Source organism: Nannocystis bainbridge, assembly GCF_028368995.1.
GTDB lineage: Bacteria > Myxococcota_A > Polyangia > Nannocystales > Nannocystaceae > Nannocystis > Nannocystis bainbridge.
In genome coordinates, this window is the sequence record NZ_JAQNDL010000003.1 from 2,124,695 (window position 1) to 2,149,513 (window position 24,819).

The window sequence follows — 24,819 nt, forward strand, 5'->3', positions numbered from 1 at the left end:
GGAGACGCCGGTGACCACGCCCGTCTCCGCGTTGACGTCGACGAGCTCGATGTTCAGGCACAACGCCTGCAGCTCCTTGAGGAGCACGTTGAACGACTCCGGCACGCCGGGCTGCATGGTCGGCTGACCCTTGACGATCGACTCGTACATCCGCATGCGGCCGACGACGTCGTCCGACTTGACGGTGAGCAGCTCCTGCAGCGCGTACGCGGCGCCGTAGGCCTCGAGCGCCCAGACCTCCATCTCGCCGAGTCGCTGGCCGCCGAACTGGGCCTTGCCGCCGAGCGGCTGCTGGGTGACGAGCGAGTACGGGCCGATGCTGCGGGCGTGGATCTTGTCGTCCACGAGGTGGTGCAGCTTGAGCATGTACATGATGCCGACGGTGACGTTCTCCTCGAACGCCTCGCCGGTGCGGCCGTCGAACAGGATCGCCTGGCCGCTCTCGGGCACGCCGGCCTTGTTGAGGGTGCCCTTGACCTCGGTCTCGAGCGCCCCGTCGAACACCGGCGTGGCCATGTGGACGCCGCGCCGCAGCTTGTCGGCGAAGCGGATCACGTCGTCGTCGGCGAGACCGTCGATGAAGCGCTGGGCCTCCTTGGTCTCGTAGATCTTCTTCAGCTGGGTGCGCAGGACCTCGGGCGAGAACTTGGTCTGCATGTACCGGTCGATCTGCAGCCCGAGCTCGTACGCCGCCCAGCCGAGGTGGACCTCGAGGATCTGGCCGACGTTCATGCGCGACGGCACGCCGAGCGGGTTCAGCACGATGTCGACCGGGCTGCCGTCCTCGAGGTACGGCAGGTCCTCGATCGGCAGGATGCGCGAGATGACGCCCTTGTTGCCGTGCCGGCCGGCCATCTTGTCGCCGACCTGCAGCTTGCGCTTGATGGCGACGTAGACCTTGACCATCTTGATGACGCCGGGCGGCAACTCGTCGCCCTTGGTCAGCTTGGCGATCTTCTCGCGGTAGATGGTCTCGATCTCGTCGAGGTCCTTCTCGAGGCGGCGGGCCAGCGCCTCGACGACCTCGGTGTCCTCGGCGGTGGTCAGCGAGAACCGGCCCCACTCGCCGCGGGGCACGTCGACCAGGTTGGCCTCGGTGAGCGCCACGCCGGCGGTGATGAGCTCGCGGCCGGCGTCGTCGACCAGCTTGGCCGCGGTGATCTTGCCGACCAGGATCTCCTTCATCCGGTTGTAGTAGCCGTCGGACACGATGGCGACGTTGTCGCGCCGGTCCTGCATCAGCTTCTCGCGCTCGGCGTCCTCGATCTGCTGGGCGCGCGTGTCCTTCTCGACCGACTTGCGGGCGAACACCCGCGCGTCGATGACGATGCCGCTGACGCCCGGCGGCAGGCGCAGCGAGGTGTCACGCACGTCGCCGGCCTTCTCGCCGAAGATGGCACGCAGCAGCTTCTCCTCGGGGCTGAGCTGGGTCTCGCCCTTCGGGGTGATCTTGCCGACCAGGATGTCGCCGGCCTTCACCTCGGCGCCGATACGAGCGATGCCCGCCTCGTCGAGGTTGGCCAGCGCGTCCTCGCCGACGTTCGGGATGTCGCGCGTGATCTCTTCCTTGCCCAGCTTGGTGTCGCGGGCGACGCACTCGAACTCCTCGATGTGGATCGAGGTGTACACGTCCTCGCGGACGATGCGCTCGGACACGAGGATCGAGTCCTCGAAGTTGTAGCCCTGCCACGGCATGAACGCGACGACCACGTTCTGGCCGAGCGCCAGCTCGCCGCGCTCGGTCGCAGCGCCGTCGGCGATGACGTCGCCCTTCTTCACGCGGTCGCCGACGCGGACGATCGGCTTCTGGTTGAGCGCGGTGTTCTGGTTCGACCGCTGGAACTTGGTCAGGTTGTAGATGTCGGGCTTGGCGCCGAGGATGCCGCGGTTCTCCTCGGTCTTGCCGGTGACCGGCTTGACGACGATGCGCGCGCCGTCGACCTGCTCGACCACGCCGTCGCGATGAGCGACGACCGTCGAGCCCGAGTCGCGGGCGACGTGCATCTCCATGCCGGTGCCGATCAGCGGGGCCGCGGTGCGCAGGCACGGGACGGCCTGCCGCTGCATGTTGGAGCCCATCAGCGCGCGGTTGGCGTCGTCGTGCTCGAGGAACGGGATCAGCGAGGCCGCGACCGAGACCAGCTGGCTCGGCGAGATCTCCATCAGCGTCACCGAGGCCGGGGCGACCGCCTCGAACTCGTCGTTGTGACGGACCTGGACCTGATCGGCGAGCAGCTTGCCGTTGTCGTCGGTGACGGCGCTGGCCTGGGCGATGAAGTGGCCCTGCTCCTGGAGCGCCGAGTAGTAGTCGACGTCGCCCGAGGCGACGCCGCCGTCGACGGTGCGGTACGGCGTCTCGATGAAGCCGAACTCGTTGATGCGCGCGTAGGTCGACAGCGACGCGATGAGGCCGATGTTCGGACCTTCCGGCGTCTCGATCGGGCAGATGCGGCCGTAGTGGGTGTTGTGGACGTCGCGGACCTCGAAGCCAGCGCGCTCGCGCGTCAGGCCGCCCGGGCCGAGGGCGGACAAGCGACGCTTGTGCGTGACCTCGGACAGCGGGTTGGTCTGGTCCATGAACTGGCTCAGCTGCGAGGACGCGAAGTACTCCTTCACGACCGCCGAGACCGGCTTGGCGTTGATCAGGTCGGCGGGCATGAGCGCGTCCATCTCCTGGGACATGCTCATGCGCTCCTTGATCGCCCGCTCCATGCGCACGAGGCCGATGCGGTACTGATTCTCCATCAGCTCGCCGACGGCGCGCACGCGGCGGTTGCCGAGGTGGTCGATGTCGTCGATCTGGCCGCGCCCGTTGCGGAGCTCGACCAGGTACTTGACCGTCTCCATGATGTCGCGCTTCGTCAGCACGGTGGAGGTCAGGCTCTCCTCGAGGCCGAACTTGTGGTTCAGCTTGAGTCGGCCGACGGTCGACAGGTCGTAGCGCTCGGGCTTGAAGAACAGCGACTCGAACAGGGTCCGCGCGGTCTCGGCCGTCGGCGGGTCACCGGGGCGGAGGCGGCGGTAGATCTCGAGCAGCGCCTCTTCGGGCGTGTGCAGCTTGTCCTGCAGCAAGGTGTTGCGCAGGTACGGGCCGACGTTGAAGTCGTCGATGAAGAGGATCTTGAAGCTCTTGATCTTGGCGTCGGCGAGGCGACGGACGTGCTCCTCGGTGAGGTCCTCGTTGCAGTTGAGGAGGACCTCGCCGGTGATCTCGTCGATCACGTCCTCGGCGGAGACCTTGCCGACCAGGCTCTCGGCGTCCATCGGCAGGGTGCGGATGCCCGACTGGCGCATGCGCTTGATGTTCGCCTTGGTGAACTTGCGGCCCTTGCGGACGATGACCTCGCCGGTCTCCGGGTCGCGGATGTCGTGCGAGGCGCGCTGGCCGGCCAGCAGCTCGAAGTCGATCGCGCGCGTCAGGACGCCGCCTTCCTCGATGTTGATCGTCTCCTTGTCGTAGAAGAAGTCGAGCAGATCGGGGGTGTTGTAGCCGAGCGCGCGCAGCAGCACGGTCGCGTGCAGCTTGCGCCGACGATCGATGCGGACGAAGATCGCGTCCTTGTGATCGAACTCGAAGTCGAGCCAGCTGCCGCGATACGGGATGATGCGGGCCGAAAACAGCTTCTTGCCCGAGGCGTGGGTCTTGCCCTTGTCGTGGTCGAAGAACACACCGGGGGAGCGGTGCAGCTGCGACACGACCACGCGCTCGGTCCCGTTGATGATGAAGGTGCCGTGCGCCGTCATCAGCGGGATCTCACCGAAGTAGACCTCCTGCTCCTTGACGTCGCGGATCGACTGGGTGCCGGTCTCGTCGTCGACGTCCCACACCACCAAGCGAACCACCACCTTGATCGGCGCCGCGAACGTCATGCCGCGCGCGCGACACTCGTCCTCGTCGTACTTGGGGCGATCGAGGCTGTAGCTGACGAACTCGAGCGAGCTGGTCTCGCCGAAGTCCTTGATCGGGAACACGCTCTTGAAGACGGCCTGAAGCCCGGTCTCCTCGCGGTTCTCAAGCGGCACGTCCCGCTGCAGGAACTTGTCGTACGACCGCTTCTGGATGTCGATGAGGTTGGGGACCTCGATGATGCGCTTGAGCTTTCCGAAGTTCTTGCGCACACGGAAGTTGTTCTGGATCATCGGTGGCATCGCGGTTCCTCAGGGGGGACGAACTGCCGCGGAGGCAGTGGAGCGGGCCGGCAGGTTGTCTAAGCGCTAAGCGAGGCAATTGCTCAAGACTTCGGGCCTGGCGGCTCGTGAGCCAGCGAGATCGCGAAGCGGCAAAAAGTACTCGAGATTCGATGTGAGCCAAGGCTCACGGGGGCGCGAAAATGCGCCAATACAAACGCGACATGTGCACGGCACCCAGGGGGCTTCCCCCCTGGCGCCGTACACGCCGGAGCAGCTTGGGCGGCGGGCCCTGAGATCACTTGATCTCGACCTCAGCGCCTGCCTCCTTGAGCTGCTTCGCCATCTCCTCGGCCTCGGCCTTGGAGATGCCTTCCTTGATGTTGGCCGGGGCGCCCTCGACGAGGTCCTTGGCCTCCTTGAGACCGAGGGCCGGGTTGAGCACGCGGACGGCCTTGATGACGTTGATCTTCTTGTCGCCGAAGCCCTTGAGCACGACCGTGAACTCGGTCTGCTCTTCCTTCTTCTCGGCGGCGGGCGCAGCAGCGGCGGGGCCAGCGGCGGCGACCGGCGCGGCGGCGGAGACGCCCCACTTGGTCTCGAGCTCCTTGACCAGGTTGGCGATCTCGATGACCGGAAGGTTGCTCAGGTAGTTGATGACTTGGTCGCGGGTGATGTCGGTCATGGTGAATTCCTCGAAGTCTGTCGATGCAAACGGTGACGGGTTGAAGAGGGACGAGCGCCGGCCTCAAGCGGCCGCGGCGAGCTGGTCCTTGCGGGCGTTCAGGAGGTAGAGGAAGCTCTGCGGGCCGGCGTTCAGCACGCGGACGAAGCTCGTCGCCGGGGTGTTGAGCAGGGCCAGGAACTGCGCCTTGAGCTCGCGCGGCCCAGGCATGTCGGCCAGGCGGCTGACGCCGCTGACGTCGAGCGTCTGGCCGTCGATGATGCCGCCCTTGACCTTGAAGCCCTTGGCGTCCTTGGCGAAGTTACGCGCCACGCGGGCCGCTGCACCCGGGTCCTCCGGCGAAAACGCGATCCCGGTCATGCCCTTCAGCAGGGCGGCGGCCGGCTCGTGCTTCGTCCCGGTCACCGCGTAGTGGATGACCGAGTTCTTGTAGACCTGGTAGCGGCAGTTCGCCTCGCGGAACTTGTTGCGGACGTCGCTGGCTTCGGCCACGGTGATCCCGGTGTAATCGACCAGGATGAACGCGGACACGTCGCTCAGTTCCTCGCGGAGCTTCGCCGATTGTTCGTGTTTGCTCAGGGTGGGCATCTGTGGCTCGTCTCCTCGGCCCTCCGGGTGGAGGACCGCCGAGATGGAGGACGGACGACCCGCCCCCGCTTCCTCTCGTCGCTCGCTCCACTCTCGGCAGGCCGCTTTCGCGTTTACGGTCGGAAGGCCGACCCCCTGCTGTCTTCGAGTGCGTGCGCCCTCGCGGGCGGCTTCTTCACGTCACTACTGCGACAGACTTGGTGAACTCCTCGAATGAGAACTCGAGACTCGCCTAGCGCTCGAGCAGCGCGGCGACCTCGTTGGTGTCGAGGCGGACCGACGGGCCCATCGTCGACGAGAGCGAGATGCTCTTGAAGTACTTGCCCTTGGCCGTCGACGGCTTGAGGCGCTGCAGCGTGTCCAGCAGCGACATGATGTTCTCCCGCAGCTTGTCGGGGCCGAAGGACATCTTGCCGACAGGCGCGTGGACGATGCCGGTCTTCTCGGTGCGGAACTCGATGCGACCGGCCTTGATCTCGCGGACCGCCCGGGCGACGTCCATGGTCACGGTGCCGACCTTGGGGTTGGGCATCAAGTTGCGGGGTCCGAGGATACGACCGAGGCGACCGACGAGGCCCATCATGTCGGGCGTGGCGATCGCGCTGTCGAAGTCGAGCCAGTTCTCCTTGAGAACGCGATCGACCAGGTCCTCGGCGCCGACGAAATCAGCGCCCGCCTCGCGCGCCTCGTTGGCCCGCTCGCCCTTGGCGAACACGACCACCCGCAGCGACTTGCCGGTGCCGTGCGGCAGGGCGCACGACGAACGGATCATCTGGTCGGCGTGCTTCGGGTTGACGCCCAGGCGGGCGGCGACATCGATCGTCTCGTCGAACTTGGTGAACTTCAGCTTCGGCAGCAGTTCAACAGCCTCGGCGAGGGTATAACGCTTGTCGCGGTCGACCAGCTTGCGGGTCGCCTCGTACTTCTTGCCCATTGTGTCTTGCCTTTCCGGGGTCCAGGCGGCCTGTTCGGCCTCCCCCGGGGTTGTCCCCGGCCGCGATGGGCCGGGGCTCCTGCCCGCATGTCCTCAGGGGCAGGAAGGAATTCTCGACGCTCAGGCCTCGACCACGTCGATGCCCATCGAGCGCGCCGTGCCGGCGATCGTGCGGGCGGCGGCGTCGATCGACGCGGCGTTCATGTCCTTGTACTTGTACTCGGCGATCTCGCGGACCTCCGCGGTCGTCAGCTTGCCGATCTTCTGCCGATTCGGCACGCCCGAGCCGCCCTCGATCTTCGAGTTGGCCGCTTGCACCTTCTTCAACAACAAGATCGACGCCGGCGGGGTCTTGGTGATGAAGGTGAACGAACGGTCCGAGTAGACGGTGATGACCACCGGAATCACGAGGCCCTGGTCCTTCGCCGTGCGGGCGTTGAACTGCTTGCAGAACTCCATGATGTTGACGCCCTTGGAGCCGAGCGCAGGGCCGATCGGGGGCGCGGGGTTCGCCAACCCGGCCTTGATCTGGAGCTTGACGTACGCGGTTACCTTCTTCATGGCAGTGCTTCGTGACGAAAAGGGTGTTCGGTCGGTGCGGCTAGCGCCGACCTTCAGGGACAGTGAGCTTGACGCCGCTCACTGGGCGGGACAGGCGTGCTGGCTTGTCGCAGATCCGCCGGCGTTACACAACCGGCTCGACCTCGGAAAAGTCGACCTCGACGCGCGTGGGGCGGCCGAACAGCGACACCGACAGCCAGATCTTCTGCTTGTCGTTGTTGATCTCCTCCACCTCGCCGGTGAAGTTGGCGAACGCGCCGCTACGGACACGCACCTGCTGGCCGACCGAATACGTGATGTTCGGCACGACCTTCTCGACGGGCGCCTGCTCGTCCGGCGGAGCCTGGCCGAGCATGCGGTTCATCTCGGCCTTGCGCACCGGCTTGGGGTTCTGGCCGCCGAGGAAGCCAGTCACCTTCGGAGTGTTCTGGACCAGGTGCCAGCTCGCCTTGGTCAGGTCCATGCTGATGAAGATGTAGCCGGGCAGAAGCTTGTTGGTCTTCTGGACGGTCTTCTTGCCGCTCCGGGTGGTCACCTTCTCCGAGGGGATCAAGATCTCCCCGAACTGCTCCTCGAGCCCGGCATTCTTGATCCGGTCCTCCAGGGCCTTCTTTACCGAATTCTCGTAGCCCGAGAAGGTGTTGACGACGTACCACTCCATGGGAATTTGTGCCCCGATCCGTCAGAGAGCGTAGAGCCAGTCCGTCACGTTGGACCAGAACAAGTCCATCATCGCCAGAATGACGGAGCAGACGAGCGTGAGGACGACGACCACCATGGTGGCGACCCGCGTCTCCGCTCTGGTCGGCCACGTCACCTGCGAGACCTCGACAGCGACCTCGCTCACGAACGTGAACCAGCGCTTGTTCCGCCAGGCGATGAGGGCGCTGACCAGAGCGACGCCGGTGCCGAGCGCCGAAGCGATGTTCGGCGCCGGGCGGCCGAGTTGCCGCGGCCAGTACGACCACAGCAACGCCCACATGTCCTCAGTGAGATTGCTGAGGACATACGCAAGCAGCAGGAAGCCCAGGAAAAACGCCGCGTGCGCCCACCGACTGGGGTCGAACTCACGGGCGACTACGAGCTTTCTATTGCGCGGCGGGGTCGTCATGGCGGGGGCTCAGAGTGTCCGAAGATCGGCCATCTCTGACAGGAAGCAGGGGGTGGGGGACTCGAACCCTCGGCCTGCGGATTTGGAGTCCGCTGCTCTACCAACTGAGCTAACCCCCTGTAAGAACCCACTTAACCTACTTGGTCTCCTTGTGATCCGCCTGCTTCCGGCAGTGACGGCAGAACTTCTTGAGGACGAGCTTCTCGGGCGTCGTCCTCTTGTTCTTGGTCGAGGAGTAGTTGCGCCGCTTGCAGGTCTGGCACTCGAGCTGGATGATGATGCGGTTGCCGGCAGCCATAGGAGCCTCAACAGGCGAAGGGGTCCCGTTCTAGCAAGACCCGTTCCGGTTGACAAGTTCGAGCCCGGGACCGACAGATGCCGGCAAACCGGGGAGTTAGGGCAAAACAAGGCGGGGGTCACGCCCCCCGCCTCGCCATCTCGAGGTTTACTCGAGGATCTTGGTAACGACGCCGGCGCCGACAGTCTTGCCACCCTCACGGATGGCGAACTTCAGCCCCTCTTCGCAGGCGATCGTGCTGTGCAGCTCGACGACGATCTCGATGTTGTCACCGGGCATCACCATCTCCACACCCTCGGGCAGCGTCACCGAGCCCGTCACGTCCGTCGTGCGGAAGTAGAACTGCGGCCGGTACCCCTTGAAGAACGGAGTGTGACGACCACCCTCTTCCTTCTTCAGCACGTACACCGTCGCGTTGAACTTCTTGTGCGGGGTGATCGAGCCCGGCTTGCAGAGGACCTGCCCGCGCTCCACACCCTCACGGTCGATGCCGCGGATCAGCAGGCCGACGTTGTCGCCCGCCTGGCCCTGGTCCAGCAGCTTCCGGAACATCTCGACGCCCGTCACCGTCGTCTTCTGCGTGTCCCGCAGACCGACGATCTGAACCTCGTCGCCGACCTTGATCACGCCGCGCTCGATGCGACCCGTCGTCACCGTGCCACGACCCGAGATCGTGAACACGTCCTCGACCGGCATCAGGAACGGCTTATCCAGCTCACGCTGCGGCTGCGGGATGTACGAGTCGCACGCGTCCATCAGCTCCCAGATGCACTTCGCATCCGCGTGATCCCACGTCGGCGCGTTCAGGGCCTTCAGGGCGCTCCCACGGGTGATCGGGACGTTGTCCCCGTCGAACTGGTACTTCGACAGCAGCTCGCGCAGCTCGACCTCCACCAGCTCGAGCATCTCCTCGTCGCCGGCGCCGATCATGTCGCACTTGTTCAGGAACACCACCATCGCCGGGATGCCCACCTGACGGCCGAGCAGGATGTGCTCACGCGTCTGCGGCATCGGACCGTCCGGCGCGCTCACGACGAGGATCGCCCCGTCCATCTGAGCCGCGCCCGTGATCATGTTCTTGATGTAGTCCGCGTGCCCCGGGCAATCCACGTGCGCGTAGTGCCGCTGGCTCGACTCGTACTCCACGTGCGCCGTCGAGATCGTGATGCCGCGCGCCCGCTCCTCGGGCGCCTTGTCGATCATGTCGTAGCCCTTGAACTCCGCCTGTCCCTTCAGGCTCAGCACCTTCGTGATCGCCGCCGTCAGCGTCGTCTTGCCGTGGTCCACGTGACCGATCGTGCCGATGTTCACGTGGGGCTTGTTGCGTACGAATGTTTCCTTCGCCATGGCTGTGCTTCTCTGGGGGTGACGGGTTCAGTCGTCGAGAGGGATTCTCTGGGAGCCCATGAGCGGATTCGAACCGCTGACCTCATCCTTACCAAGGATGTGCTCTACCAACTGAGCTACATGGGCATAATTGTCAGGATTCACTTGCGCGGGTTGCGCAGAGAGCGGGAGACGAGGGTCGAACTCGCGACATTCAGCTTGGAAGGCTGACGCTCTACCAACTGAGCTACTCCCGCGGTAGGCAGTGGATGGGGAAGGATTCGAACCTTCGAAGCGCGGTGCGCGGCAGATTTACAGTCTGCTCCCTTTGGCCGACTCGGGCACCCATCCTCGTGATCTTGAAACAGTCGCTGCGCGCGTGGCCCGGAGGGCCGTTCGGTTGGAGAGCTGACGATGGGACTCGAACCCGCAGCCGCCTGATTACAAATCAGGTGCTCTACCAATTGAGCTACGCCAGCGTGATGGTGAGAAATCCCTCCGGGGTCTTCAGGGCGGTAACACCGCCGGTCGAGTGTCGGGCTTAGGCTAACGAAAAGCTTCAGACCCGGTCGGGGTCCGAAAGTGGACGCGCTGTATAGCCGCGGATCCGGCAGAGTGTCAAGCCACGTGGGGCGCGGGTCCACCCGGACGAGCGACGACGACGAGAGCCCCAGTTCGCGGCCCTACGCGGCCTGAACCGGCCATGCGGGCGTCAGAGCGGCGTCAGCTCCGGCACGAACAGCTTGCGATCGACAGGGCTGGGCTCGCTGCCGGCGGAGGCGATCTCCCCGGCCGCGATTTCGCGGCGGGCCTCGGGCGCGAGCGGCGGGTGCGGCTTGCCCAGCGTGGTGTCGCCGGCGAGCAGGACGGCCTGCAGCTCGCTGAGCTTGGCCTCGGTCTGGGCCGTGAACTCGCTCTCGTAGCCGAGCCGCCGGGCGGTCGCCAGGTTCTTCTCGAACACCCAGATCGCCTTGTTGACGACCGGCCTGAGCTGACCCTTGAGCTCTTCGTAGTAGACCTGGCGCTGCTTGTCGTCGAGCCAGTCGGGCACGGGGGCGTGCATCATGGCGTCGTAGAACTCCTCGAACAGGCTGCCCAGCTGGTAGCCGGCGGCCGAGACCCAAAACATGTGCTTGGCCTTGATGGTCTCGTTGTAGGCGTCCTGGGCCTTCTCCAGCAGGGCGAACTTGCGGGCGAAGTCCTCGGTCATCTGCTTCTCGGGCAGGCGGATCGCCACGTCGCGGAAGCGCCGGTGCCACACGGCGGCGCGGTAGAAGCGGGCCATGCCGACGAAGTAGTAGTTGCTGAAGCGCTCGCTGTTCTGCTCCTGGGAGGCGACGTAGACCTGGTCGGCCTGCAGCAGGAGGGGCTCGGCCTGGTCGAGCTGGCCGAGCTCGAAGTGGGCATAACCCTGGCGGGCCAGGGCCTCGACCCGCGCGCTCGGCAAGGTGGCGCGGGTGAAGGCCTCGGCGTAGCTGTCGGCCGACGCCTTCCACTCGCCGAGTTCGGCGTAACAGGCGCCCCGGCGGGCGAACAGGTCGGCGGGGCCGTCGCTGAAGCGGGCCACGTAGGCGTCGTAGGCCCGGACCGCCGCGGCGCAGTCGTGCAGGAGCTCCTGGGCGCGCGCGAGGCCGAGGTAGGCCTGGCGCACGCCGGTCTCGTCGGGGTCGCCGCCGAGGTAGCCGGAGAACAGAGCGACGGCCCGCGCCGCGTCGCCGCCGGCGAGCGCGGCCTCGGCGTCGGGCAAGGTGGCCGGGCCCGTGGGCACCGCTGCGGCCGCCTCGCCGGGCTGGACGGAGAGGGCCGCGTCCTCGGGGGTGACGACGCCGGCGGACTTGCCGGCGCAGGCGACGGGCGCGCTGGCGAGGGCGACGAGCGCGAGCCGGACGAGCGGGCGAGACATCGGCGTGAGCATGGCACACGAGGCCGTGGACATCACGGCCTGATTGTGAGTTGTCGCGTCGGAGATCGCTCCGGACGGGTTCGCGCAGCGACGCCGGAGTCACCCGCAGCCCGGATGCTGCTGCGGGTCGGCGTCGCCAGGGCTCACTCGGTCAGCTTGGCGATCGTGTCACGGGCGGTCAGCACGGCCTTCTGGTAGCTGATGTCCGTCGTGCCCTTCTCGCCCTTCATGATGTCCTCGAGCGCGTCGACGCACTTCTGGCAGCGCTTGCCCTGCATGATGCGCGAGGCCAGCAGCGCCATCGTCACGCGCGCGTCGACCTCGCGGACCTTGTAGGCCTGCGCGATCGCCTCGGCGACGGCGGCGTCGCCCGGCGCGACGCGGGTCAGCTCCATCGCCGCGTTCTCGCGTGCGACCCAGTTGGCGTTGGTGTCCTTGAGGACCTTGAGGTAGCAGTCCTTGTCGGACTTGCAGGTCTCGAGGGTGGTGAACGCGGGCTCCCACTGCTTGAGGCCCTCGGCGACCTTGGGGTCGGTGTTGGCGGCGAAGGCCTCGCGGACGGCGGCGACCTGGTCGGGGCCCGCGGCGAGCACGGCGAAGCGACCGGCCTCGATGCGGATCGACAGCGGCGTCTTGTCGGTCGACGGCAGGGTCTCGGGATCGCTCTCGGCGGTCTTGATGAAGTTGGTGAGGCACTTCACGGCCTCTTCGCCGCCGACGTAGCCGAGCGCCTCGGCCATCATGAACTGCTCCTCGAAGTGGACCGAGGCCTGGGTGCACGGACAGATCGCGGCCGCGGCCTTGGGGTCGCCGATCTGGCCCAGGGTGGTGACGATGGCGTTGCGCAGGTTCTCGCTCTCCGCCTTGTCCGGATCCTCTTCCTCTTCCTCGGCGGCCTTCTTCTTCTTGTCCTTCTTCTTCGGGTCTTCCTTGACCACGGCCTTGCAGGAGTCGGCCGGGATGTTCTTGACCAGGGCGTCGACGGCCTGCGGGCTGCCGAGCGAGCCGAGCATCAGGGCGGCGGTGAAGCGGACCACCGGGACGGTGCTGCCGGCCTCGACGACCTTCTTGATGACGATGTCGTCTTCCTTGCCGGTGAGCAGCTCGACGAGGCGCGGGACGGCCGGCTCGCCGATGCTGTTGAGGGCCAGCTTGACGCGGTTGCTGAGGTTCTTGCTGTCGGTCTGGTCGTCGGGGATCGAGAAGTTGGCGATCACCAGCGGCTCGATCGCGGCCGGGTCGCGCAGGCTGCCGAGCGCCTCGGCGACGATGCGGTGGATCTGCGGCGGCCGCATCTCGGTCGGCTGCTGCAGCGCGGCGATCAGCGCCGGCGCGGCCTTGGGGTCCTTCAAGATCCCGAGCGTGCGCGCGAGTTCGCGGCGGATCTCACCCTCGGCCTTGCCCTTGTCCTTGCTCGGGTCCTTCGTCAGGCCCTCGAACAGGCCGAGCACCGCGTCGGTCGAGCCGGTGGCCTTGGCGCGCTGGATGCCCTGCAGGGCGATCAGCACGCGCTTGCGGCCCTCCTCCGAGCCGTCGAGGGTGCTGAGCGCCTTGCTCCACAGCGGGGCGGCCTCGGGCCGGCCGATGTCGCGGAGCATCTCGAGCATGTTGACCTGGTGCTCCGGCGACGAGTCCCACTGCTCCTCGAACACCGGGACCACCTTCTGCACGAACTCGTCGAGCCGCGGCGCGTTGTCGGGCGAGGTGATGACGGTCTTGACCAGCTCCTTCATGCCCGAGAAGCCGATGCCCTTGGCGCTGGTGTTGCGGATGTTCTCGATGTGCGTCTCGTAGGCGTAAGGGTCGGGCTCCTTGCAACCAGTGGTCGTGAACACCGACAGGGCGAACAGGGACGAGAGAAGGAGCTTGCGCATCAGGCCGACCTTTCAGGAACAGGCCCGCTCGGGCCGAGGAGGAGAGATTGGGAGATCCGGCTTTATGACGGCCGAATACGGGCCGCACGGGCCATGACAGAGCTACGCCGATGTTACCAAAGGCGCGCGCGGGATGTTTGCCGCAGTTTCGTCGCGCGTCAAAAAACCCAGGCCCGACGAGGGCCGGCGCCCGAAAGGAGCACCAGACGTCGGTTGGCCGCCGCGTCGGTCGCGGCGGCGGGCTCGATGACACGAACGCGTCGCGGGGGAGCGCTCAGATGCGCTCGACCTTGTGCTTGCCGCGAGCCAGGATCCGCGGGCGGGCGACCTTCTTGGCCCGCTTGGCGCTGTCGCCCCACTCCGCTTCCTCGCCCTCGCCGTACGGGTCGCTCGCCTGCTCCTCGAGGCGAGGACGGGCCAGCGACGGCTTGGCGATGGCGCTGTCACGCCGCGGGGCGGTCCGCTGCGGGGGCAGCCGAACGCCGTTCTGAGTGGCGTACGGGGCCGCGGGGCGGGCCTGCGCCGGGCGGGCCTGCGCCTGCGCCTGCGTCCACTGGCGACCCTCGCGGCGGTCACGGGCGGCCTCGGCGTCGGTCTCTTCTTCGTCCTCGTCGGGCGGCTCCATGCTGACCTGGCCGCGGAAGGCGGCGCCGGGAGCGACGACGAGGCGGGGGGCCCGGAGATCGCCGACGACGCGGGCGCTGGCGGCGAGCACGATGCTGCCAGCGGCGGTCACGTTGCCGACCACGGTGCCGGCGACGACCACGTCATCGGCGTGCACGTCGGCGGCGATGATGCCCTCGGGCTCGACGTAGAGCGTGGCAGAGAGGTGGATGCGGCCCTCGATCGTGCCGTGGACGCGCACGTCCTCCTGGCCAGAAAGACGACCGACGATGTGCGTGCCGGGGGCGACGACGGTGGAGGCCTCGTCGGGCGAGCCGACAGCCGAGTGCGTGGAATCCGACTGCGACACCTTCATCCCCCCATGTCAACGTTGCCCTTGAACGAGGCACCGTCGGCGATGAGGATCCGCGGGGCGCGGATGTCACCGATGACGGTGCTGCTCGGGCGCAGCTCGGCGCGCTCGCTGGCGGCGACGTCGCCGCGGAGCGTGCCCTGGACTGTGATCGTCGCGGCGTCGACGGTGGCCTCGACGACCCCGCCGTCCTCGATGACGAGGGTGTCCCGGACCTGGATCCGGCCCTTCACGGTGCCTCGGACGACGAGGTGCTCTTCGCCGGTGATCTCGCCGTCGATGAGGATGCTGGAGCCGATGACGGTGCTGGACATGGTGTGCCTGCGAAGTCGGGGAATTGAAACGTCAGCGAGGACGCGGTTGCCGGAGGACGTTGCCGGGCAGCGGGACGTCCATCTCGACGGCGCCCTTGAACTGCGCGCCGTCGGCGATCTCGACGCGCGGGGCGCGAAGGTTGCCGACCACGCGGGCGCCCTCGCGGAGGGTGATGCCCTCGGCGGCGACGACGTCACCCTCGACCTGGCCGTGGATCTCGACGCTGTCGGCCTCGATGTCGGCAGCGACCATCGCCGGCCCGGCGATGAGGAGGTGCGCGGACAAGGCGATGCTGCCCTCCACCCTGCCCTGCACTACGACGTCTTCCTCGCCGACGAGAGACCCGCGGACGGTGATCCGTGGGCCGATGACACAGGGTGCTTCGTGGACGGCAGATCCAGCCATGAGCGTTACGCCGGCGAAGAGTAACGGCGGGTCTGCGCCGCGGTCAAGCGCAGGTGACGGTCGGGGCCGGCGCCGCGGCGCCTGTGGGCCGATCGCACGCGGCGGCGGCCTGCAATTCGCTGTCAAGTCGCGCCAAACGCCACGTACACTGACTCCCCGCCAGACCTGGCGACGACCCGGAGCCTCCGTGAGCAGCACCCCCGAGACCCCCGCCTCCAGCGCGCCGCTGCAGCCCGAAGACCTCACGGGGTTCTTCCGCCGCGCCGAACGCCCCGACCGCCGGACCCACAAGATCGGCACCGAACACGAAAAGTTCGGCGTGTTCGTCGCCGACGGCGAGTACCGCCCGGTCGAGTACGAGGCCCACGTCCTGGCGGTCATGAATAGCTTCATGGAGCGGTTCGGCTGGCAGCCGGGCGGCGAACGCGGCAACGACGGGGCGCTCATCAGCCTCGTACGCGACGGCGCCTCGATCACGCTCGAGCCGGGCGGCCAGTTCGAGCTCAGCGGCGCACCCCTGGCCGACGTCCACCTCACCTGCCAGGAGTTCACGCAGCACCAGCGCGAGCTTCACGCGGTGTCGCAGGAGCTGGGGATCGCCTGGATGGCGTCGGGCTTCCATCCGTTCGCCACCCGCGAAGAGATCCACTGGATGCCCAAGCCGCGCTACGCGGTGATGCGGGCCTACTTGCCGACCGTCGGCCAGCGCGGCATCGACATGATGCTGCGCACGTGCACGGTGCAGGCCAACTTCGACTTCGCGTCGGAGGAGCAAGCCGGGACCCGGCTGCGCCTGGCGATGGGGGTGTCGGCGCTGACGACGGCGCTGTTCGCCAACTCCCCTTATAAGGAGGGCGAGGACCGCGGGTTCGCGTCGCTGCGCAGCGACAACTGGACCGACGTCGACGCCGCCCGCTGCGGGCTGCTGCCGCTGGCGTTCGAGGCGCCGTTCTCGTACGAGCGCTACGCCGCGTGGGCGCTGGCGGTGCCGATGTTCTTCATCCGGCGCCAGGGCCGCTACATCCCGCTGCACGTGCCGTTCCGCGAGTACATGGCGACCGGCTACGTCGACCCGGACGGGGTCCGCCACACGGCGACGCTGGGCGACTGGGAGCTGCACCTCAGCACGCTGTTCCCGGAGATCCGCCTGAAGCCGTACCTCGAGGTCCGCGGCTGTGATTCGGTGCAGCAGAACATCCTCTGCGCGCTGCCGGCGCTGTGGAAGGGGCTGCTCTACGACGACGACGCCGGCGAGGCAGCGTGGGAGCTGGTGGCCGACCTCGACTTCGGCGAGCGGCTGACGCTGTGGTCCGAGTGTCGCCAGGCGGCCCTGGCGTCGCCGCGCGTCCGCGCGCTGTGCCAGCGCCTGCTCACCATCGCGCGCGAGGGGCTCGACCGCGCCGACATCCGCGACCGTCGCGGCCGCACGGAGGCGTTCTTCCTCGACCCGCTCGAGGCGCTGGTCGCCGCCGGCACGTCGGCCGCCGACGTCGCGCGAGCCAAGATCGGCCCCCACCCCGGCCGCGACGTGGCGGCCCGCCGCGCGTTCGTCCGCGCGTTCCACTTCGCCGGCGCCGGGCTCGAAGAGGGCTGACCTCTCGGGCATGTTCTCGAGGGCATGTCCGAGAGGGCATGTCCGCAGGAACATGACCTAACAAGCAGGAGCCGCGCGGGCGAGGAAGCGGACGCTCGCGCCTCCGGTCAAACAGGGCGCGGCGCGAGGACATGTCCCTCGCGCCGGCCTCACTCGTCGTCGTCGCGCAGGTAGGACGGCAGGTCCTCGATCAGCTCGACGCGGCTCAGCTCCTGGATGTCGTCGTCGACCGGCGGGGGCGGCGGAGGCTTGCGCGCCGGCGGGGGCGGCGGCTTGCGCGGGTTCGGCGGCTTGGGGCTCGGGCCGCGCGGGCCGACCGCGGCCGCGCCGGAGCCGGCGCGCGGCTTGCCGACCGGGGCGCCGAGCTCGACGACCTTCTTCTTGGGAGTGCGGTGGCGCAGGACCGGGGCGCCGCTTTCGGCGTCGACGTCGATCGCCGGCAGGCCGGGCATCGGCGGGGTGTCGCGGGTGCGCGCCGGTTGGGCGACCGGCTCGTCGTCGTCGTCGTCGAAGCCGTGCGCCGGCGGCAGGTTGGGCGCGTCGTCGTCGTCGTCGAGCAGCGCGCCGCGCACGTCCTCCATCGACGAGCGACGCACCGGGGCCTGCGAGCGCGTCGGCGGCGGCGACTCATCGTCGTCGTCGTCGTGCAGCACGCCGCGTACGTCGTCGATCGACGAGCGACGCACGGGCGCCTGCGAGCGCGGCGGCGGTGACTCGTCGTCATCGTCGTCGTGCAGCGCGTGGCGCTCGTCTTCCATGGACGGACGGCGCACCGGCGCCTGCGGCGAGCGCATCGGCGGCGGCGCGTCGTCGTCGTCGTCCAGCACCCTGCGCACGTCGTCGATCGACGAGCGGCGCACCGGCGGCGAGACGGGCCGGCGCGCGTCCTCGACCGCGGCGCGATGCACCGGCCGGATGTCTTCGCGGCGCGGATCCTCGGGCGCCGCGTGGCGCACCGGCGGCGCGTCGTCGTCGTCGATCAGGACGCCGCGCGCGTCGTCCAGCGAGGCCCGCCGCGCCGGCGCGTCGTCGCGGCGGCGCAGGTCGTCGAACGCGGCGCGCCGGACCGGCCCAGCGTCCTCGAACATGCCGCCGCGACCGAGGTCGAGCGGCGGATCGTCGTCGCGCGGCTCGTCGTCGTCACTCAGGGTGGGCAGCGGCAGGTCGTCGTCGTCGTCCTGGATCGGCATCCGGACGTCGTCGTCGTCGTCGATGAAGCCCGACGCGTGCGCGCTGGTGTGCGAGGACACCGTCGGCGCGCGCGGTTCGTCGCGGTCGTACCGCATGCTGGGGTAGAACAGGTCGCTGACGCCCGAGCCCTCGCTCGCGTCCTCGTCGGGGATCCCCAGCACCAGGGCCGCCGACTCTTCGCTGCTGATGCCGAGCGCCGCGGCCAGCGGCAAGGTCGCCGAGAGGTCGGCCGGCGGCGAGTGGTTCGACGACGAGTAGTCGCTCTCGCGCTGGGCCGCGAGCGCGAAGCTCCGCAACAGCGTCGGACGCGGCTCCTCCGCGGCCGGCTCCTGCTGGCGGTACGGGTACGGGCGGCTGAGCTTGAGCATCGACTGGAAGCGGGCGAACCCGCCGAGCCCGGAGTCGGGGTCGTCGTCGATCACCGGGGCCGACGGCTGCGACGAGGTCGCCGCCGTGACCGCCTGGCGCAGGTCGGCCGGGATGTCGCCGTCGAGCTCGTCGAACTCGGTGCGGAAGTCGTCGCTGTCGCGGCGGACCGGCGCGCTGTCCCTCGAGACATGTCCCGAAGGACCGCCGAGGAGCTCGCCCAGCGTCGAGTCAGGGTCGAGGCCCTGGAGCAGCACGTTGGCCCGCGCGCGCGCCCACGCGAGCAAGGCCGGCACTTCCCTGGGGCCGTAGCCTTCGCGCGCGAGCAGGTCGTCGGGCTGCGGCATGGAATTTCACCGTATCACAGCGCGCCCGGGCCAGGCGCTCAGCCGAGCTGCGCGGCGAGGGCGCTGCCGGCGGCCTCGATGGCAGCGGGCAAGCCGGCGGCGTTGGGGCCTCCGGCCTGGGCCAGGTCGGGCCTGCCCCCACCGCGTCCGCCGACGTGCGCGGCGAGGGCGGCGATGAGGTTGCCGGCGTGGACCTTGCCGGCGAGGTCCTTGGTGACGGCGACCAGCAGCGAGGCCTTGCCGTCCTTCTCGGCGCCGAGGACGATCACGCCCGAGCCGAGGCGATCGCGCAGGGTGTCGGCGGCTTCGCGCAGGGCCTTGGGGTCGGCGACGCTGACGACCTTGGCGAGCAGCTTGACGCCGGCGACCTCGGCGATCGCGTCGGCGCTGCCGCCTCCGCCGACGGCGAGCTTGCGCTGCAATTCGCCGATCTCGCGCTCGCGCTTCTGCGCGCTCGCCTGCAGGCGACCGAGCTTGTCGAGCACGTCGCCGGGGCCGCTGGCGTGCAGCTCGCTGGCGGCCTTGTCGAGGATCTGCACGGTCTGCTGGAGGTGGTTCAGCGCGTTCATGCCGGTCACCGCCTCGATGCGGCGCACGCCCTGGGCGATGCCGACCTCGCTGACGATGGCGAACAGGCCGATGTCGCCGGCGCGGTGGACGTGGGTGCCGCCGCACAGCTCGACGCTGTCGCTGCCGATCCGGACCACCCGCACCTGCTCGCCGTACTTGGCCTCGAACAGGCCGATCGCGCCGGCGGTCTTGGCGTCGACGGGGCTCATCTCGCGCGTGTCGGTGTCCGCGTTGGCCAGCGTCATCTCGTTGACGATGCGCTCGATCTGCTGCTTCTGCTCCGCCGTGATCGGGCGCGGGTGCGAGAAGTCGAAGCGCAGGCGGTCGGGCGACACCAGCGAGCCCTTCTGCGCCACGTGGGTGCCGAGCACCGCGCGCAGGGCGTGGTGCAGCAGGTGGGTCGCGCTGTGGTTGCGGCGGATCGCGGCCCGGCGCGCGCCGTCGACCGTGAGCGTGACGAGGCGCCCGACCTCGAGCGTGCCCCGGGTGACCTTGCCGCGGTGGATGTGCACGTCGCCGGTCGGCTTGAGCGTGTCGGCGATCTCGACGCGCACGCCCTCGCCCTCGGCGATGCCGATGTCGCCGACCTGGCCGCCGCTCTCGCCGTAGAACGGGGTGACCTCGGTGATGAACTCGACCTCGTCGCCCTCCTTTGCCGCCGTCTTCTCGACGCCGCCGACGGCCAGCGCGAGCACGCTGGTGCGGCCCGAGAGCTCGGCGTAGCCGGTGAAGCGAGCCTGCTTGGCGAACCGCTCCTTGAAGGAGAAGTAGAGGTTGCCGATCGCCTTGTCGCCGCCGCCGAGGTTGGCCGCCGCGCCGGCCGTCTGGCGCGCCTGGACCTCCTGCTTGACGGCCTCCTCGTCGAGGGTGAGGCCCTTCTCGCGGCTGAGGATCCCGGTGAGGTCGATCGGCAGGCCGTAGGTATCGTAGAGCTCGGCGGCGACGCCGAGCGGGAACGCGGTCTCGCCGGCGGGCAGCTCGGTGACGGCGCCCTCGAACAGCCGCAGGCCGCGCTTGAGGGTGCGACGGAAGCCCTCCTCCTCGCCGCGCACGACCTCCTCGATGGTGGCTGCCCTTTCGACCAGGTTGGGATAGGCCTCGCCGAACTCCTCGACGACCTTCTTGCAGACCTCGTGGAAGAACAGGTTCTCGAGCCCGACCTTCTCGCCGAAGCGGATCGCGCGGCGCATGATCCGGCGCAGCACGTAGGGGCGAGTGTCGCGGTCGGGGAACACGCCGTCGGCGATCAAAAAGGCGGTCGCGCGCGCGTGGTCGGCGATGACGCGGAACGGCGCCTCACCGGCCCCGAGGTCGTGGGCGGGCGCACCGGCGAGCCGCTTGGCGAGGTCGACGAGCGGGGTGAGCAGCGAGGTGCGGTAGTTGCTGCCGACGCCCTCGAGCACCGAGGCGAGCCGCTCGAGGCCAGCGCCGGTGTCGATGCTCGGCTTCGGCAGCGGCACGAGCCGACCATCGTCGAACTTCTCGTACTGCATGAACACGAGGTTCCACAGCTCGGTGTAGCGGCTGTCCTCGTAGGCCGGGCCGCGACCGGCGATGCCGGCGTCCGGCGGGGCCTGGTCGCCGTGGAAGATGTGGATCTCCGAGCACGGGCCGCACGGACCGGTCGGGCCCATGGCCCAGAAGTTCTCCTTGGCGGGGAACCGGTAGATCCTGTCCTTCGGGACATACGCGGTCCACAGCTCGTAGGCCTCGTCGTCGGCCGGCGCCGACTCGCCCTCGCCGCTGAAGACGCTGACGACCAGCCGATCGGCCGGGATGCCGAGATCCTCGGTGAGGAACTCCCAGCCCCAGCGGATCGCGTCCGGCTTGAAGTAGTCGCCGAACGAGAAGTTGCCGAGCATCTCGAACAGCGTGTGGTGCCGCTCGGTGAAGCCGACGTTGTCGAGGTCGTTGTGCTTGCCGCCGGCCCGCAGGCACCGCTGCACGGTGACGGCCCGCTTGTACGGCCGCGGGTCACGCCCGAGGAAGGTGTCCTTGAACTGCACCATCCCGGCGTTGGTGAACAGCAGCGTCGGATCGTTGGCCGGCACCAGCGACGAGGACGGCACGACGGCGTGCTCGCGGGCGGCGAAGTAATTGAGGAATCGGCTGCGGATCTCGTGAGCGCGAATGGGCCGCTGCATGGGCCGGGGAGAATAATCGATCCGCGCGTCCACGAGCCCCCGCGCGCACGGTGCCCGCCGCGTGCGATTCCGCGCGCACTTCGCGCAGGCCGAACGAGACGGGCTCGCAGGCGCGTCCCGGCCGGATCATGAGCGGAGGCACGAGGCCGGATCGCCGGGGGCTCGCGTCAGGACCGCCCCGACGAGCGGCGACGGTCGCCGCGGCGGGAGACGGCCGACGAAGTAGCGAGGCGGGCGGCGCTCGCCGACGCCGCGTCAGTCGAACTGCAGCAGCTTGATCTTGAGGTAGCGGCCCTCGACGAAGGCCGGGAGGACCGGGAAGTCGGGCGGGAGGCCGCACTCGCTGACCAGGCGGGCGGTGCGGCCAGCCGCGTGGACGCCCTCGCCGACGGCCAGCAGGAACTCCTCCTCGGCGAGGCGCACCGCGTTGCTGATCGCCAGCACGTGGCCGCCGGGGCCGACGACGCCGCTGACGGCCTGCATCAGCTCGCCGTAGTCCTTGAGCGCGCTGAAGGTGCTGCCCTTGACGTTGCTGAACGGCGGCGGGTCGACGATCACCAGGTCCCACACGCGGCCGCGCTGGCGGAACTTCTCGAGCAGCGCGAACGCGTCGCCGGTGATCGTCTCGATCGCCTCGGGGTCCATCTTCGAGGCGCTGAGGTTCTGCCGGCAGCGCGCGTGGCTGCGGGCCGCGGCGTCGACGTGGGTGACCGAGCGCGCGCCGCCGCGGAGGGCCCGCAGGCCGAACGCGCCGGTGAAGCTGAACAGGTTGCACACGCTGCGATCGCGCGACCACGCCTCGAACAGGCGCCGGCCCTCGCGGAGGTCGAGGAACAGGCCGGGCGAGACCGGGGCCGTGACGTCGACCATGAACTTGAGGCCGTCCTCGTCGACCTCGAGGTCGGGCGGCGCGGCCTTGCCGGCCAGGTGGAACGCGGGCGGCCGGCGGTCGTCGGGGGTGACGCCGCGGATCCGGTCCTGCAGGTAGATGCCCGCGGGCTTGAGCTCTTGCTCGAGCATCGGCACCAGCGCGTCGAGGTAGCTCTCGGCGATCTTGGCGTACTTGTAGACGAGCAGGTGCGAGCCGAGGCGGTCGACGGCGAGGCCGGGGAAGCCGTCGGCCTCGCTGTGGATCACGCGGCAGGCCTCGGCCGGGACGCCGACGCTGCGCCGACGCACGGCCGCCCGCACGCGCGCCAGCATCTCGGCCTCGTTCCACTCGAAGTCGGGCTTGAGGCTCAACATCCGAATGGCGATCGCGCCCTCGGGCTCGTGGAGGCCGTGACCGATCAGGTAGCCGTCGAGGTCCATGACCGGGATGACGGCGCCCTCGGGCAGCGCGAGCGGCCGCAGCACGGCGTTGCGGAACACCCACGGGTGACCGGCGCGCAGCAGGCGGGCGACCTCGTGCGGCACCTTGACGTGCGGGCCGCGGACCGAAGGTCGCGGGTGGCCGCCCTGCACGCGCCGGCGAGGCGCCTCGGCACCGCCGCCGCCGCCGCCGCCGCCGCTGCGACGCTGGGGCCGCGAGGTCTCGGCAGGACGAGTGGCGGGACGAGTGCGCGTCGGTCGGCCGTCGGTGGGCATGGCGGCCGCGGAGAATAGGCGATAGCGCCGCGACGTGGCGAAAAAATCAGGTCCCCGGGCCATGGAGCCGGCCGCGCCGCGCGGGCGGACAGCGGTCCGTTGCCCCGCCTCCGTGGCGCAAAGGACAGGCGCGACGGGCCGCGAAAGTTTCCTCGCTTGGCGGGCCGGGCGGCGGGCTGTAGGCTTTTCTGCCCTGGCCGCGCCCGCCGGCGTCGGCCGAGCCCGCATGGCAGACCGACTCGGCGAACTGCTGGTCCATCGTGACCTTATCTCGCTGCCGCAGCTCCAGCGGGCGCAGTCGGAGCAGCGCGCGTTCGGCAAGCGGCTGACGACCATCCTGCTGCGGCTCGGCTTCATCAGCGAGCGCCAGCTGGCCGGCTTCCTCACCGAGCACTTCAAGGTCCCCTACTTCGATTTCGCCACCCACGAGATCGATCCGGCGGTCATCCGCACCGTCGACAAGTCGATCGCCGTCCGCCACCTCGCGGTGCCGGTCCAGCGCGCCGGGTCCAAGCTCATCGTCGCGATGGCCGACCCCAACAACATGCTGGCGATCGACGACCTCAAGTTCCACACCAGCCTCCACATCGACGCGGTGGTCAGCCTCGAGCCGGCGATCGAGGCGGCGATCGCCCGCTACTACGACAAGGTCGACCTGGCGGCCCCGTACGGCGAGGTCCTCGGCGGGCTCGGGCTCGAGCCGGCCGTCAGCCTGCCGGAGCGCGAGCGGCCGCCGCCGCAACTGTCGGAGCCGGAGCAGACGATGGCCGGCCGGCTGTGCGAGGCGATCCTGCGCAACGCGCTGGCCAAGGGCGCGTCGGACATCCACATCGAGCCGTACGAGAAGGGCATGCGGGTCCGCTACCGCATCGACGGCGCGCTCTACCACGAGATGGACCCGCCGCTCGGCTACGGGGCGTCGCTGATCGGCAAGTTCAAGCAGCAGGCCGGGCTCGACGTCGGCGATCGCCGCCTGCCGCTCGAGGGCCGCCTGCGCTTCAAGGCCGGCAAGGAGCGCGAGGTCGCGTTCCACGTGGTGACGCTGCCGACAGTCTTCGGCGAGGCGCTGCGCCTGCGCCTGCTCGACCGCGCGGCGCTGCCTTCCGACCTGGCGCGGCTCGGCGTCGACGGCGAACCACTGCGCCAGGTCCGGGCCGCCCTCCACCGCGCCCACGGCCTCGTGCTGGTCGCCGGCCTCGCGGGCGCGGGCCGCTCGACCACGCTGTGCACCGCGCTCGGCGAGCTCACCGCCGACAGCGTGCGGATCGCCACCGTCGAAGATCCGGTCGAGTACCACCTGCAAGGCGTGTCGCAGGTGCAGGTCCACCCCGAGCTCGGCCCCGCGGCGGCCGTGCGCGCGGTGCTGCGGCAAGATCCGGACATCGTCATGGTCGGCGAGCTGCGCGACTTCGAGACCGCCGAGCTGTGCGCCCGCGCGGCCGCCGGCGGTCGCCGCGTGCTCGCGGCCCTGCCCGCGCCCGACGCCGCGGCGGCGCTGATCCACCTCGTCTACCTCGGGGTCGAACCGCACGTGCTCGCGGCCGCGGCGTCGCTGGTGATCGCCCAGCGCCTGGTGCGACGGCTGTGCCCCGAGTGCGCCGAGCCCGATCCGAGCTGCAGCGTGCAGCGGCTGGTCGACGCCGGGGTCCCGCCAGCGCTCGCGCGCGACGGCTCGCCCCGGCGCGCGCGCGGCTGCAAGGCCTGTCACGGCGGCTTCCGCGGGCGCACGGCGATCTTCGAGGTCATGCCGATCGGCGAGGCGCTGCGCGAGCGGATCCTGGCCGGCGCCGGGGTGGCCGAGCTGCGCGCCGAGGCGGTGCGGCTCGGCATGCGACCGCTGCGGCTGGCCGGGCTCTCGCGCGTGGTCGACGGCACGACCTCGCTCGACGAGATCCTGCGCGCGACCACGGACTGAC

At 69.3% G+C, this 24,819-nt stretch carries 18 protein-coding genes, 5 tRNA genes and 1 pseudogene; 2 read left to right on the forward strand and 22 right to left on the reverse strand.

Going from position 1 to position 24,819, the window contains the following annotated elements:
• Nucleotides 1–36: 36 nt before the first annotated feature.
• The 19 genes and pseudogenes from rpoB to POL25_RS33720 form a co-directional block, all read right to left on the reverse strand.
• Nucleotides 37–4,149: pseudogene (rpoB, locus tag POL25_RS33630) on the reverse strand (DNA-directed RNA polymerase subunit beta); the annotation flags it as partial.
• Between the two features lie 277 nt (nucleotides 4,150–4,426).
• Complete coding sequence (gene rplL, locus POL25_RS33635) at nucleotides 4,427–4,813, reverse strand: 50S ribosomal protein L7/L12 (RefSeq protein ID WP_272090402.1); 387 nt, start codon at nucleotides 4,811–4,813, stop codon at nucleotides 4,427–4,429.
• Nucleotides 4,814–4,876: 63 nt separating this feature from the next.
• A complete protein-coding gene (gene rplJ, locus POL25_RS33640) occupies nucleotides 4,877–5,401 on the reverse strand; it encodes a 50S ribosomal protein L10 (RefSeq protein WP_272090403.1) in 525 nt (174 codons plus the stop codon).
• A gap of 232 nt (nucleotides 5,402–5,633) precedes the next feature.
• Nucleotides 5,634–6,335 (reverse strand): 50S ribosomal protein L1, encoded by a 702-nt coding sequence (gene rplA / locus POL25_RS33645; protein WP_272090404.1) that lies wholly within the window; start codon nucleotides 6,333–6,335, stop codon nucleotides 5,634–5,636.
• A 120-nt stretch (nucleotides 6,336–6,455) separates the two neighbouring features.
• Nucleotides 6,456–6,896 (reverse strand): 50S ribosomal protein L11, encoded by a 441-nt coding sequence (gene rplK, locus POL25_RS33650; protein WP_272090405.1) that lies wholly within the window; start codon nucleotides 6,894–6,896, stop codon nucleotides 6,456–6,458.
• A 124-nt stretch (nucleotides 6,897–7,020) separates the two neighbouring features.
• Nucleotides 7,021–7,557, reverse strand: coding sequence for a transcription termination/antitermination protein NusG (gene nusG, locus POL25_RS33655; RefSeq protein ID WP_224192981.1), 537 nt, complete (start codon nucleotides 7,555–7,557; stop codon nucleotides 7,021–7,023).
• A 21-nt stretch (nucleotides 7,558–7,578) separates the two neighbouring features.
• On the reverse strand, nucleotides 7,579–8,007 hold the full coding sequence (secE, locus tag POL25_RS33660) for a preprotein translocase subunit SecE (RefSeq protein ID WP_272090406.1): 429 nt from the start codon (nucleotides 8,005–8,007) through the stop codon (nucleotides 7,579–7,581).
• Between the two features lie 46 nt (nucleotides 8,008–8,053).
• A tRNA-Trp gene (locus POL25_RS33665) sits at nucleotides 8,054–8,126 on the reverse strand.
• 17 nt (nucleotides 8,127–8,143) lie between these two features.
• The gene (gene rpmG / locus POL25_RS33670) at nucleotides 8,144–8,305 is read right to left on the reverse strand and encodes a 50S ribosomal protein L33 (RefSeq protein WP_272090407.1); all 162 of its coding nucleotides are present in this window, start codon (nucleotides 8,303–8,305) and stop codon (nucleotides 8,144–8,146) included.
• A 147-nt stretch (nucleotides 8,306–8,452) separates the two neighbouring features.
• Nucleotides 8,453–9,652 (reverse strand): elongation factor Tu, encoded by a 1,200-nt coding sequence (gene tuf / locus POL25_RS33675; RefSeq protein ID WP_272090397.1) that lies wholly within the window; start codon nucleotides 9,650–9,652, stop codon nucleotides 8,453–8,455.
• A gap of 53 nt (nucleotides 9,653–9,705) precedes the next feature.
• Nucleotides 9,706–9,778, reverse strand: a tRNA-Thr gene (locus tag POL25_RS33680).
• Between the two features lie 37 nt (nucleotides 9,779–9,815).
• Nucleotides 9,816–9,888 (reverse strand) — tRNA-Gly (locus tag POL25_RS33685).
• A gap of 9 nt (nucleotides 9,889–9,897) precedes the next feature.
• A tRNA-Tyr gene (locus POL25_RS33690) sits at nucleotides 9,898–9,982 on the reverse strand.
• A gap of 55 nt (nucleotides 9,983–10,037) precedes the next feature.
• Nucleotides 10,038–10,110, reverse strand: a tRNA-Thr gene (locus POL25_RS33695).
• Between the two features lie 233 nt (nucleotides 10,111–10,343).
• Nucleotides 10,344–11,534: a tetratricopeptide repeat protein gene (locus tag POL25_RS33700; RefSeq protein ID WP_272090408.1), complete on the reverse strand. Its 1,191-nt coding sequence runs from the start codon at nucleotides 11,532–11,534 to the stop codon at nucleotides 10,344–10,346.
• A 143-nt stretch (nucleotides 11,535–11,677) separates the two neighbouring features.
• Nucleotides 11,678–13,408, reverse strand: coding sequence for a HEAT repeat domain-containing protein (locus POL25_RS33705; protein WP_272090409.1), 1,731 nt, complete (start codon nucleotides 13,406–13,408; stop codon nucleotides 11,678–11,680).
• A gap of 274 nt (nucleotides 13,409–13,682) precedes the next feature.
• Nucleotides 13,683–14,387, reverse strand: coding sequence for a bactofilin family protein (locus POL25_RS33710; protein ID WP_272090410.1), 705 nt, complete (start codon nucleotides 14,385–14,387; stop codon nucleotides 13,683–13,685).
• Nucleotides 14,384–14,698 (reverse strand): bactofilin family protein, encoded by a 315-nt coding sequence (locus POL25_RS33715; RefSeq protein ID WP_272090411.1) that lies wholly within the window; start codon nucleotides 14,696–14,698, stop codon nucleotides 14,384–14,386. Before POL25_RS33715 ends, POL25_RS33710 begins: the two co-directional genes overlap by 4 nt.
• A gap of 31 nt (nucleotides 14,699–14,729) precedes the next feature.
• Nucleotides 14,730–15,104 carry a bactofilin family protein gene (locus POL25_RS33720; protein WP_272090412.1) on the reverse strand — a complete coding sequence of 125 codons (375 nt, stop codon included), beginning with the start codon at nucleotides 15,102–15,104 and terminating at the stop codon, nucleotides 14,730–14,732.
• 187 nt (nucleotides 15,105–15,291) lie between these two features.
• Between POL25_RS33720 and POL25_RS33725 the strand changes: the two genes are divergently transcribed.
• Entirely contained in the window at nucleotides 15,292–16,698 is a 1,407-nt protein-coding gene (locus POL25_RS33725; protein ID WP_272090413.1) for a glutamate--cysteine ligase, read from the forward strand.
• 149 nt (nucleotides 16,699–16,847) lie between these two features.
• Here the strand turns inward: POL25_RS33725 and POL25_RS33730 are convergent, their stop codons facing one another.
• From POL25_RS33730 to POL25_RS33740, 3 genes are all read right to left on the reverse strand, one after another.
• Complete coding sequence (locus POL25_RS33730) at nucleotides 16,848–18,602, reverse strand: hypothetical protein (RefSeq protein ID WP_272090414.1); 1,755 nt, start codon at nucleotides 18,600–18,602, stop codon at nucleotides 16,848–16,850.
• A gap of 38 nt (nucleotides 18,603–18,640) precedes the next feature.
• Nucleotides 18,641–21,316, reverse strand: a complete 2,676-nt coding sequence (gene alaS, locus POL25_RS33735) for an alanine--tRNA ligase (RefSeq protein WP_272090415.1) — start codon at nucleotides 21,314–21,316, stop codon at nucleotides 18,641–18,643.
• Nucleotides 21,317–21,571: 255 nt separating this feature from the next.
• On the reverse strand, nucleotides 21,572–22,780 hold the full coding sequence (locus POL25_RS33740) for a class I SAM-dependent rRNA methyltransferase (RefSeq protein WP_272090416.1): 1,209 nt from the start codon (nucleotides 22,778–22,780) through the stop codon (nucleotides 21,572–21,574).
• A 349-nt stretch (nucleotides 22,781–23,129) separates the two neighbouring features.
• Between POL25_RS33740 and POL25_RS33745 the strand changes: the two genes are divergently transcribed.
• Entirely contained in the window at nucleotides 23,130–24,818 is a 1,689-nt protein-coding gene (locus tag POL25_RS33745) for a GspE/PulE family protein (RefSeq protein WP_272090417.1), read from the forward strand.
• Nucleotide 24,819: the final 1 nt, after the last annotated feature.